Here is an 11,945-nt window from a genome sequence, read left to right on the forward strand (position 1 = left end):
AGGCGATTTCCTCATTAGTATCGCTACCATGGGTTATTCTAAATTAAAAGTCTTGTTTTGTTAGCAACGGCAAATTAGGCAAAAAACACATTGGCTAAACATACCGCAGGCAGCCTCTATAGAATTTACCTATCGTCACTCCATTAATCTGGATGATACCCACTTAAGTCTTGTTTATAATAACAACGGCAATATAGGATCCTGCGTCAATAAAGTGGCTGACTATCCGATCAAATTTGGATTACTACAATAATTATTTTTCTTCTATGCTTGATTCTTTATTTATATTCTATTTTTTATGGAGTTCGTGACGTGTTTCCAATAAATAATTTATCAACGGTTGCTCATGTTGCTTTGCCCAATAAAAATGATCCAACCAACATGCTGTTGCAGCAATTAATATCATCTTCTGCTCATATTCAAGGGGAAACTCGCTTGCTTCCTAACGGACTAACTGCTCGCGATAATTTTCCGTTACTATTTCAGGTTGTCCTCGATCCGGTAAATGAACAGCCTGAAAGAAATGAATTTCAACCTTCACATGACTTTAATTCCTTATACCCAATGATTGGAAAACAAGGAGAAACAACCATTGTTGCCGGAAATTATGATGAAATTGTACGATATGTATCCCGCAATCAAGCCTATGCGGTTTTTGCTATTGCCGCGCTTGGATTACCAGCGGTTTCATTGAAACAGAATTTTGATGATCCTGACACTAGTGCTATAGCGTTGCTATTTTCTGTAACAGGGAGTTTAGAAAGAGCAATAAGTTTTGATGAAACACATATCTTAGGCCCGGTAGATCCAGAACGGGTGGTTTTATTGCATGCACCCTACAGTAATATTAATACTTTACAACTAGAAGTGGCTGAAAATCTTTCACGAACTTATCAACAAGTAGTAAATAAATATATGAATTCCTCTAACCACAGTACTTTTGATATCTGGTTCAGTCTCTATCCCCAATATGAGGCTTTATCTTCATATTTTATAGGCAATGAACTTACACAACAGCAGATAACTAATGGTAATTTAGAAAGAAAAGTCGAGTCCAATAACATTCCTCATAATTCACTCACTGAAAATACTCATCTAGCTCACACGATGGTAAATGGAGAAAAAATAAGATCAGTAACCCCTGAGATATTAAAAGAGATAGTGTTATTAGGTGCAAAAGGGATCGCAAAAGCCGGTGGACTAACAAGGCTCAGTGAAAAATATAATGTGAATTTGAGTACTTTAAATAATTACCTCCATGCGGATGGCACACTGACGGTTAGAGGGAAAGTTTTTTTAGGTGGTAAATCCAATAAATTAACCCCTGAACTATTAAAAGAGATGGCGTCATTAGGTGCTGAAGGGATCGCAAAGGCCGGTGGATTGAGAAGGCTTAGTCAACAATATAACGTGAATTTGCATACCTTAAATAGTTATCTTAATAAAAAGGGCACGCTTACGGTTAATGGAAAAAATTTTTTAGGCGACAAATCCAGTAAATTAACCCCAGAGCTATTAGAAACAATAGCGTCATTAGATGCCGAAGAGTTTACAAAGGCCGGTGGACTAACAGGGCTCAGTGAACAATATAACGTCAATTTAACTACGCTAAATAATTACCTTGACAAAAATGGCATGCTTAAAGTTAGGGGAAAAATTTTCTTAAGTGGTAAATCGAACAAAATAACCCCTGAGCTATTACAAAAAATAGCGTCCTTAGGTGCTGAAGGGTTTGTAATAGCCGGTGGATTGAGAGGGATCAGTGAACAATATAACGTAAATTTGGCGACCTTAAATAATTACGTTGATAAAAACGGCACATTCACTGTAAGGGGAAAAAGTTTTTTAGGCAACAAATCCAATAAAATAACCCCTAGGCTATTAAAAACAATAGCATCATTAGGTGAGGAAGGGATCGCAAAGGCCGGTGGACTAATAGGGATCAGTAAGCAATATAAGGTGAATTTAAGTACCTTAAAAAGTTACCTTGATAAAAATGGCATGCTCACAATGAGGGGGAGGCGTTTTTTGGAAACCCGCTAGCATTTCAGTAAAAGTTGCTCTGTTATTTTTAGCTGGCTAACAGATAAAATCGGTTGGCCAGCAACAAGTCATCCCTTTTCGGATGTTGAAGCTGCTGCTTGTTTAACATATGTATCAATTCGATATCTGTAAACAAAGTTTGGGTACACTGCAATGATTTGAATACCAGCATAGCTGGTATTCGTCGCTTAATATGTCGATGTTCCGTTTTTACCCGAATGGTTAATTATTTATTCTATCCAACAGTAATATCTTTAACCGTAAAATATTCTATTAGTTTTGTTAAAATTGATATCTCACTTATACCTAAAACATCTTTTTTATCAAAACTTACGTCGGATAATAAAAAACCCTATGGTGAACCACAGGGTTGAGAACTAGGAAAATAAAATAGCGTTTAATACAGCACATTGATACAGTTTAACTCTTTATATGCAAGTTCTAAACGCTCAATCATGGAAGTCTGACCCGCACGCAGCCAAACACGAGGGTCATAATATTTTTTATTAGGTTTATCTTCACCTTCTGGATTACCCAGTTGGCTTTGTAGATAACCTTCATTTTTCTTATAATAATTCAAAATGCCTTCCCAGGTCGCCCACTGGGTGTCAGTATCAATATTCATTTTTACCACACCATAACTGACCGCTTCTTTAATTTCTTCAGCAGTAGAGCCTGAACCTCCATGGAAAACAAAATTCAGATTATTTTCCGCTGGCAAATTAAATTTCTGCGCAACGTACTGTTGTGAGTTGTGTAGAATTTTTGGTGTTAATTGAACGTTGCCTGGCTTATAAACACCATGCACATTACCGAAAGATGCCGCAATAGTAAATCGATGACTAATTTTACTCAATTGCTCATAAGCATAAGCGACATCTTCAGGCTGTGTATAAAGCGATGAGCTATCTAAGCCAGTGTTATCGACACCATCTTCCTCACCACCAGTGCAACCTAACTCAATTTCTAGTGTCATGCCCATTTTGCTCATCCGTTGCAAATATTGAGAGCAAATTTCAATATTTTCCGCCAATGACTCTTCAGACAAATCGATCATATGCGATGAAAACAGTGGTTTACCGGTGGTTTTATAATATTCCTCGCCAGCATCTAGCAAGCCATCAATCCATGGCAGTAGTTTACGTGCACAATGATCAGTGTGTAAGATAACAGCGATACCATAATGTTTTGCCATTTGATGCACATGATGAGCACCTGATATTGCGCCTAAAATCGCAGCTTGCTGACCTTCTGCTTTTAGACCTTTACCGGCGATAAACGCAGCACCACCGTTAGAAAATTGGACAATTACCGGAGAACGAACTTTAGCAGCGGTTTCCAAAACAGCATTAATCGAATCTGTACCGACACAATTGACTGCCGGCAACGCAAATTTATGTTCTTTTGCAACGGCAAAAACTTTTTGCACATCATCGCCGGTAATAACACCTGGTTTTACAAAATCAAAAATCTTAGACATGAGATAAAATCCTATTATTGGACAGGTGAACAGTGCTACCTGTCATTTTCTTCAGATATAATTACTGTTTTGCTCGTTCTTCTAACACAACAACTGCGTAATTTTTTACCTTCCATAAATTCAAGAAAAGCGCCACCGCCAGTAGAAATATAAGAAATTTTATCCGCAATACCAAACAGATCAATCGCCGCTAATGTATCACCACCACCTGCAATAGAAAAAGCTTCACTTTCTGCAATCGCTTGGGCAATCGCTGCGGTGCCGTGGCGAAAATTAGGGAACTCGAAAACCCCAACCGGACCATTCCATAAAATCGTTTTTGCTTTTTTAAGAATACCCGCCAAACGTTCAGCCGTTTCATCGCCTAAGTCCAAAATCTGCTCATCATCTTTAACATCATTGACAGATTTCATTACCGCCTCGGCTGTTTCAGAAAATTCAGTCGCTACACGAACATCAGTAGGTACAGGAATATCGCAAGTAGATAATAATTTTTCTGCTTCTGGGATCAAGTCATCTTCATATAAAGAACGGCCGACTTTATGACCTTCAGCTGCGATAAAGGTATTGGCAATACCGCCTCCCACAATAATTTGGTCGGCAATTTTTGCTAAAGAATCCAAGACAGTTAATTTAGTCGAAACTTTTGAACCACCAACGATTGCAACCATTGGCCGAGCAGGCTCTTTCAATGCTTTACCTAATGCGTCCAACTCAGCAAATAACAGCGGCCCTGCGCATGCTATAGGAGCAAATTTTGCCACACCATGGGTTGATGCCTGAGCACGGTGCGCCGTACCAAATGCATCCATTACATAGATGTCACAAAGTGCAGCATATTGCTTAGATAAGTTTTCATCATCCTTTTTTTCACCCCGGTTGAAGCGTACATTCTCAAGAACCACCAGCTCGCCATTAGCAACTTCAACTCCATTTAAATAATCTTTTACTAAACGAACAGGATAGTCGAGCTTATCTGCTAAATAGTCTACAACGGGTTTCAATGAAAATTCCTCATTATACTCACCTTCAATCGGGCGACCTAAATGAGACGTTACCATTACCTTTGCGCCTTGCTTTAAAGCGGTTTCAATCGTCGGTAAAGAAGCACGGATCCGTGCATCAGAGGTAACTTTGCCATCTTTGACAGGAACGTTTAGGTCAGCCCGGATGAATACTTTTTTACCCGCTAGATCTAAATCGGTCATCTTAATTACAGACATGGTGAATCCTCTCGTTGATTCTCTAAATTATTAATCTTCTGCTGTGTATGGAGAGCAATATTCCCCATACTGTCTGTCAACAGATAGATTTGTTGAAACCAGTAGCAGCCATTGCTAATGTCGTATCAAGCATACGATTGGCAAAACCCCACTCATTATCGCACCAAACTAAAATCTTAATTAGGTGTTGCCCACTAACTCGTGTTTGCGTACCATCTACAATAGCACTATGTGGGTCATGATTAAAATCTGTTGATACTAACGGCATTCAGTATAATCAACTATACCACGAAATGAACCTTCTGCTGCTTGTTGCAACAGCTGATTGACTTTAGCTACCGTTACTTTAGATCTTACCGTCACACTGAGGTCGATCGCCGTTACATTGATAGTTGGTACGCGAACCGATATCGCTTCAAAATGATCTTTGAATTTTGGCAATATTCGTGTGATCCCAGCAGCCAATTTGGTATCAACAGGAATAATAGATTGGCTAGCGGCGCGTGTACGACGTAGATCTTGATGATAAGCATCAATAACCGGCTGATCATTCATTGCAGCGTGAATCGTTGTCACTGTACCAGACTCAATATCCAAAGCATCATCTAATATTTTAATCACAGGAATAATACAATTTGTGGTACAAGATGCGTTTGATACCAGTTGATCGCTATTTTTCAAACTGGTTTCATTAACCCCATAAACAATAGTTGCATCAAGATCAGTACTTCCCGGATGAGAAAATAGCACCTTTTTTGCGCCACTTGATAAATGCGCAGAGCCATCGGCCTTTGAGCCATAAACACCGGTACAATCGAGTACTACATCAATATCCAATGCTCGCCATGGTAGTTTTTCAATCTCAGATTGATGAAAAAGATGAATACTGTCATTACCTACAACTAACAAATCGTTATTCAGGCGCACATCATAAGCAAATCGGCCATGACTAGAATCATACTTTAATAAATGCGCTATTCCTTCCGAAGTAGCAATTTCATTAATTGCAACAACAGCAATTTGAGCTCGGTGATCTGATTCATAAAGCGCTCTTAATATGCTACGCCCTATTCGCCCAAAACCATTAATTGCCACTCTAACTACCATACTCTTCCTTCAATATAACAACTGATTTGTTAATGGCTAAGAATACCGGTAATTACAGCTTTTGTACTGAGGATTTTTGTCGTCAATCATAAAAAGTGTGCTTTTGATCAATAAATCTAGCAATTTTGCCAAAATGAAACGTTTCAGCTTAATTTAAATGCACTACAACATAAAAAAAGATCGCAATAGCGCATGATTATCTGCTGAAATAAAAAGAGCGTATCTAATCATATAAAGCTGATCAATACGCTCATATCATTTTCATCAATTACGGCAATAAAGCTTTAGCCTTCTCTATCACATTTTCCACACTAAAACCAAACTCTTTAAATAAAACCTCTGCCGGTGCTGACTCACCAAAAGTATGCATACCAACAACCCCACCGGTTGTGCCAACATATTTGTACCAATAATCGGCAATACCCGCCTCAACAGCCAATCGTGCAGTAACTGAAGAGGGTAATACAGACTCACGATAAGCGGCGTCCTGTTTATCAAAAGTATCCGTTGATGGCATAGAAACCACTCGTACTTGATAGCCTTCGGCAGTCAATTTTTCATAAGCGTTAACCGCTAATCCAACCTCAGAGCCAGTTGCAATCAAAATAAGCGCGGGTGTTTTTTCGCTATCTTTGAGCACATAAGCCCCTTTAATAATGTTGGCTAACTGTTTAGTATCACGTGGTTGCTGTTCAAGATTTTGACGGGAAAAAATCAACGCACTTGGCCCCTCATTACGCTCAATCGCATACTGCCAGGCAATGGCCGATTCAACCTGATCACAAGGACGCCAAGTACTTATATTAGGCGTCAGGCGCAAACTGGCTAATTGCTCAAATATAAACATGGAAATGACGACCAGTTAAGCGGCGATTGATCACTTCTACCGCGCCAATTTCAATAATATTATGTCCTTCATAATGGATCCCTAGCTTATTCATACCAGTAGTTTCCGTATCAAGAACAATTTGTCGTGTAATCACAGTGCTCATAGTGCCTTTTTATGTCAGACTTAGGGTTATAAATCACGAATAAAATGAGTTTATCAGAAATGACGAAACAGGTAGAAATTTTCACCGATGGTTCTTGCTTAGGCAATCCAGGCCCAGGCGGTTATGGTATTTTACTGCGTTATAATAAACATGAAAAAACATTAAGCAAAGGGTATTTTCGTACCACCAATAATCGTATGGAATTAATGGCTGCCATTATTGGTTTGGAAACGCTTAAACAACCCTGCCAGGTTATTCTAACGACTGATAGTCAATATGTCCGTCAGGGTATCACCCAATGGATCCACAACTGGAAAAATCGCCAATGGCGACGCGCAGATAAATCACCTGTTTTGAATGTTGATTTATGGCAACGATTAGACGCAGCAATTTCTCGACACCAAATAGAATGGCACTGGGTCAAAGGCCATGCTGGACATGCAGAAAATGAGCGATGCGATGAATTAGCAAGAAATGCGGCAAATTCACCAACAGAAGAGGATAGCGGCTACCAAACGGAACAAAATTAATGACGTTTGCGCCAACACTTAACAACCCCCATTGTGTTACCTATTTTCATGCGGGTTCGCATAAATTTTATGGGTGTTGGCGTCAACGGTAACGTTCTTTTACGGGCAATGATAAGATTGATACAACCGGCAAATTGCAAATTTCTATTGATAAAATGATCAGGATTTATCCAGGGTATAATTTGAAAACTTTGTCGCTGCAGTACTTCGTAATTCAATAAGCTCAACCAATCAAGTTGACGCCAGGTCGAAAACATATGACTACGATAGGGTTGCCGCTTACGCAAAAGAGGAATACATTTCCCTAACCCTAGCAAACTAAAAGGATTAAAATTAGATAAAATTAGCCAACCATCATCAACCAAAACCCTATCAGCTTCACGCAATAACCAATGTGGGTTAGTACCGTAAGATAATTGTTGTATCAAAAGACAGGCATCGATCGATTTGTCCTCGAAAGGCATTTCATTAGGATCACCTAATAATTGACAGTTACTTCCAGCTATATTCATGCTAAATTGATGGGTAATCAGCGATGCTTGGGTATCAATCTGTAAACTCAATTGGCCAATTTTTAATAAATGGAAACCAAATATTTTTGGCCACCATGGTTGTAGCTGCTGGTTCAATGCAATACGATAATACTCTCCCCATGGAATGTCTTCCCAGGAGTCAGGCATTTTAGATCGTTGAGCAATACGAGCTGACTTCATTGTAATATCCTTCTAACCCTTTAGCTATGAGGCATTATTATATTATGGAGCTTATCAGAATTCCTTCCTTAGTTGATAATTATATATGGCTATTAATCTATCAAGGTAACTGTATTATTGTCGATCCTGGTACTGCTAAGCCAGTGCAGCAATTTTTGCAACAAAATGCTATAAAACCGGTCGCTATTTTACTTACTCACCACCATCATGATCACGTCGATGGCGTCAAAGAATTACAAAAATATTATCCCGAATTAGTCGTCTATGGTCCAATGGAAACCAGTAGCAAAGGAGCAACATGTATCATAAAAGGTGGAGAGCAGCTAAATTTTGCCAGCTTTTCATGGCAAATTTTTGCCGTACCTGGACATACTTTAGGACATGTTGCTTACTATCAAAAACCATATCTATTTTGCGGTGATACCCTATTTTCTGGTGGTTGTGGCCGTATTTTTGAAGGAACAGCTGAACAAATGTATCATTCGCTTGAAACGCTTAAAGCTTTACCTGATGAGACGTTAGTCTGTTGCGCACATGAATATACCGCTGCGAATATGGTATTTGCCAGTTATTTGCTACCCCACGATGAAGCAATAAAAGCTTATACTTTAGCCGTGAATCAAAAACGAGCCCAAAAACAATCCACACTGCCATCACAACTTAAAGTAGAAAAAAAGATCAATATCTTCTTAAGATATGACGATCCTTACTTACAAAAAGTATTGGGGTTTTCTCCTGCTACTTGTTCAAATTGTGATGTATTTGCCAAAATTCGCAAACTAAAAGATCGCTTTTAAATTGATGGTTGTCATTAGCTAACGAGATCAGTATCATTCCCTCTTTATTAAACAATTGAATAAATAACAACCTAGGATAGGTTACATTAATGAAGACAAAAGCGATACTATTCGCCTCTGTTCATGGTTAGGAAATTGAATGTTAATTATTTCTTTTTTTCTGACCTTAATTGCTGATACGGATGACCGATCTCTAGTTTCACCATCAAGTAGTCGCCTGGCTTTTCGTCAACCAGAGGTTTTTTTATACAATAAATTGAATTTAGTTAGATCTTCCCTACGCGGTTTTCCGTAACCATCGCGCCTTTTTGACTATCTTACGGCGCATTTCCAGTAATACTTCTGCTCTGATACCCACCTGTACGCTGTTAAAAATCATCCGGCTCCCACATAATATGCATTGATACGGATCCACATTCGTAAAGTGTTTCATCAGCGACGCAAAGCCCGGTTTATGCGGTTTTTTCTTCACCTGCATACCCAGTGCCGCATAGACTTTCGGCAGCAAAATACCCCGTTTCCGGTTGGCCAGAAAGCCGTAATACCGCACCATCTTAAAATGCTGTGACGGGATATGGCTGATGTAGCGCAACAACATTGCTTCCTGGCTCAGATATTGGGTGCGGTGCTTTCCCGTCCGGTGATCATAGTAATGATGGACAACAGTGCCGCCGTTATAATGACGCAGTTTTGAGGCTGCAACCGGCGGGAGTTTCAGGTAACGGCCAAGATAATTGACATTTTGTCGGGCATGTTTGGTTTTTTTCGCAAAGTGAATTTTCCAGCGCCGCTGGTACTGTGATTCCAGAAACTGACACCATTCCCGGTAGTCGCGGATATGCACATAGCCGGCAGCAGGTAAATTCAGCCCGCCGTAATTCTCTCGAAGTAACGCGATGACAGCCCGGCGCCAGTACCGCTCTACTACTTTCTTTTTGAAGAAAACCGGTCGCCAGACGTCGTGTTTGCGGCATAATCCGCCGCGGGTCACCGATAAATGGATATGCGGGTGTTGGTTAAGCTGACGCCCGTAAGTATGTAGGGCGACAAACAACCCGATTTCGATATTGAGTTTTTCTGCCCATTTCAGCAGGGTTCGAGCGGCACAGGCAAACAACTGATTCAGTAATGGCCAGTTGTGATTAAATGCCGGCCAGAGTTTATCAGGCATAGTGAAAGTGATGTGCTGCCATTCGCAGTCTGGCAAAATGTGTTGCTGCTCGGCTATCCACTGTTCGGTGGCTTTCATCCCGCAGGCGCTGCAGCCTTTGCTTTTGCAGCTCTGACAGAAATATTTGGTGTGCGGGCAGTCAGGGGAGTCGCAGCAATAACGACGGATACCCATAGCACCGGTGCCACAGGCGAGCATCCGTTCGACGACCAGTTTAGTCCATTCGGGAACGGAAGAGCCGTATTTCATGAGTAACCGGTTCCAGCCGTCATCTATCTGGAAGAGAAGTTTTGCGGGTCGGGGAATATACATACACCGGATTATAACGGGAGGCGGTTACTAAGGACAGCCATTTACTTACAGCGTCTTAGCTCCCGACGCAGGCGGGCTACTGTCCGCCGGCAACCATGATCGATAAATTGATAATATTAATAAACAGTTGCCTTATTAAGCCACAATAAAAGCATAAAAGAAATCCAAGGACTATTAATAAAAAAGGCGAGATAACAATAAGTCTCTCGCCTTTAATATATGATTAATCAATAACAGTAAATTTAAGCCTGGCCTTTAACTTCTTTTAGACCATTAAAAGGCGCTTTTTCACCTAACACTTCTTCAATACGGATTAATTGATTATATTTAGCAACTCGATCAGAACGGCTCATTGAACCTGTTTTGATCTGGCCCGCTGCTGTTCCTACTGCCAAATCTGCAATTGTAGCGTCTTCAGTTTCACCTGAACGATGTGAGATAACCGCAGTGTAGCCGGCATCTTTTGCCATCTTAATTGCTGCTAAAGTTTCGGTTAAGCTACCAATCTGATTGAATTTAATTAAAATAGAATTAGCAATTCCTTTTTCAATGCCTTCTTGCAAAATCTTGGTATTAGTAACGAATAAATCATCACCAACTAACTGAATTTTGTCTCCTAACACTTTAGTCTGGTAAGCGAAACCATCCCAATCTGACTCATTAAGACCATCTTCAATTGAAACGATAGGATATTGTTTGGTTAATTCTTCTAGATAGTGGGTAAATTCTTGTGAAGTAAAAGTTTTACCTTCACCTTTCAGCTCATAATTACCCGTTTCCTGGTTGTAAAATTCTGAGGCGGCACAATCCATTGCTAAAGTAATATCTTTACCTAACTCATAGCCTGCTGCTTCAACGGCGTCTTTAATTGCGGCTAAAGCTGCGGCATTAGATTCTAAATTTGGTGCATAGCCACCTTCATCGCCGACCGCTGTATTCATCCCTTTGGCTTTTAACACTTTTGCCAAGTGGTGAAAAACCTCTGATCCCATCCGAACTGCTTCTTTCAAGCTTTTTGTGCCCACTGGCTGGATCATAAACTCTTGAATATCAACATTGTTATCCGCATGTTCGCCACCATTGATAATATTCATCATTGGTAAAGGCATAGAGAATTTACCCGGCGTGCCATTCAATTCAGCAATATGCTCATATAAAGGCATACCTTTCGCTGCCGCAGCCGCTTTTGCATTAGCCAGTGAAACAGCCAAAATCGCATTAGCACCGAATTTAGATTTATTTTCTGTACCGTCTAATTCGATCATGATTTTATCGATATTAGCCTGATTTTTGGCATCTTGGTCGATCAATGCATCCGCAATTGGGCCATTTACTGCTGCAACTGCCTTCAAAACACCTTTACCTAAAAAGCGATCTTTATCACCATCACGTAGCTCTAATGCTTCTCGTGAACCAGTCGATGCACCAGATGGTGCCGCTGCTAAACCAACAAATCCGCCTTCTAAATGAACCTCTGCTTCAACAGTCGGATTACCACGGGAGTCGATGATTTCACGCCCGATGACTTTAACGATTTTGGACATTAAATTTTCCTCAGTACAAGTTAAATTTCAGCC

General features: G+C 40.1%; 7 protein-coding genes and 4 pseudogenes. 3 read left to right on the forward strand and 8 right to left on the reverse strand.

Annotated features, from left to right (window positions below; all coding sequences use genetic code 11):
• The first annotated feature begins 312 nt into the window (after positions 1 to 312).
• Positions 313 to 2,043, forward strand: coding sequence for a hypothetical protein (locus AACL31_RS00300; RefSeq protein WP_339053624.1), 1,731 nt, complete (start codon positions 313 to 315; stop codon positions 2,041 to 2,043).
• A 397-nt stretch (positions 2,044 to 2,440) separates the two neighbouring features.
• On the opposite strand, the gene fbaA is transcribed toward AACL31_RS00300, so the two are convergent.
• The 5 genes and pseudogenes from fbaA to AACL31_RS00325 all read right to left on the reverse strand — a co-directional run.
• Positions 2,441 to 3,523: a class II fructose-bisphosphate aldolase gene (fbaA, locus tag AACL31_RS00305; RefSeq protein ID WP_339053411.1), complete on the reverse strand. Its 1,083-nt coding sequence runs from the start codon at positions 3,521 to 3,523 to the stop codon at positions 2,441 to 2,443.
• A gap of 61 nt (positions 3,524 to 3,584) precedes the next feature.
• Positions 3,585 to 4,746, reverse strand: a pseudogene (gene pgk / locus AACL31_RS00310) (phosphoglycerate kinase).
• 76 nt (positions 4,747 to 4,822) lie between these two features.
• Positions 4,823 to 5,853: pseudogene (gene epd, locus AACL31_RS00315) on the reverse strand (erythrose-4-phosphate dehydrogenase).
• Between the two features lie 268 nt (positions 5,854 to 6,121).
• A pseudogene (locus tag AACL31_RS00320) lies at positions 6,122 to 6,688 on the reverse strand (transketolase-like TK C-terminal-containing protein); the annotation flags it as partial.
• Position 6,689: 1 nt separating this feature from the next.
• Positions 6,690 to 6,845: pseudogene (locus AACL31_RS00325) on the reverse strand (exonuclease domain-containing protein); the annotation flags it as partial.
• Between the two features lie 59 nt (positions 6,846 to 6,904).
• Between AACL31_RS00325 and rnhA the strand changes: the two are divergent.
• Positions 6,905 to 7,375, forward strand: coding sequence for a ribonuclease HI (gene rnhA / locus AACL31_RS00330; RefSeq protein WP_310510948.1), 471 nt, complete (start codon positions 6,905 to 6,907; stop codon positions 7,373 to 7,375).
• Here the strand turns inward: rnhA and AACL31_RS00335 are convergent.
• Entirely contained in the window at positions 7,372 to 8,088 is a 717-nt protein-coding gene (locus AACL31_RS00335; protein WP_310513172.1) for a class I SAM-dependent methyltransferase, read from the reverse strand. The two genes, rnhA and AACL31_RS00335, sit on opposite strands and share 4 nt — an antisense overlap.
• A 44-nt stretch (positions 8,089 to 8,132) precedes the next feature.
• Between AACL31_RS00335 and gloB the strand changes: the two genes are divergently transcribed.
• Positions 8,133 to 8,885, forward strand: a complete 753-nt coding sequence (gene gloB / locus AACL31_RS00340; protein WP_310513171.1) for a hydroxyacylglutathione hydrolase — start codon at positions 8,133 to 8,135, stop codon at positions 8,883 to 8,885.
• 277 nt (positions 8,886 to 9,162) lie between these two features.
• Here gloB and AACL31_RS00345 read toward each other — a convergent pair whose 3' ends face one another.
• Both AACL31_RS00345 and eno read right to left on the reverse strand, forming a co-directional pair.
• Positions 9,163 to 10,368, reverse strand: a complete 1,206-nt coding sequence (locus AACL31_RS00345; protein WP_339053625.1) for an IS91 family transposase — start codon at positions 10,366 to 10,368, stop codon at positions 9,163 to 9,165.
• A gap of 242 nt (positions 10,369 to 10,610) precedes the next feature.
• The gene (eno, locus tag AACL31_RS00350; protein WP_310513048.1) at positions 10,611 to 11,912 is read right to left on the reverse strand and encodes a phosphopyruvate hydratase; all 1,302 of its coding nucleotides are present in this window, start codon (positions 11,910 to 11,912) and stop codon (positions 10,611 to 10,613) included.
• Between the last annotated feature and the right edge of the window lie 33 nt (positions 11,913 to 11,945).

The organism is Arsenophonus endosymbiont of Crataerina pallida (assembly GCF_964020125.1).
GTDB lineage: Bacteria > Pseudomonadota > Gammaproteobacteria > Enterobacterales > Enterobacteriaceae > Arsenophonus > Arsenophonus nilaparvatae.

Coding starts and splice junctions, on each gene's coding strand:
- fbaA (WP_339053411.1), bottom strand. CDS start 3,523: ATGTCTAAGATTTTTGATTTTGTAAAACCAGGTGTTATTACCGGCGAT.
- rnhA (WP_310510948.1), top strand. CDS start 6,905: ATGACGAAACAGGTAGAAATTTTCACCGATGGTTCTTGCTTAGGCAAT.
- AACL31_RS00335 (WP_310513172.1), bottom strand. CDS start 8,088: ATGAAGTCAGCTCGTATTGCTCAACGATCTAAAATGCCTGACTCCTGG.
- gloB (WP_310513171.1), top strand. CDS start 8,133: ATGGAGCTTATCAGAATTCCTTCCTTAGTTGATAATTATATATGGCTA.
- AACL31_RS00345 (WP_339053625.1), bottom strand. CDS start 10,368: ATGTATATTCCCCGACCCGCAAAACTTCTCTTCCAGATAGATGACGGC.
- eno (WP_310513048.1), bottom strand. CDS start 11,912: ATGTCCAAAATCGTTAAAGTCATCGGGCGTGAAATCATCGACTCCCGT.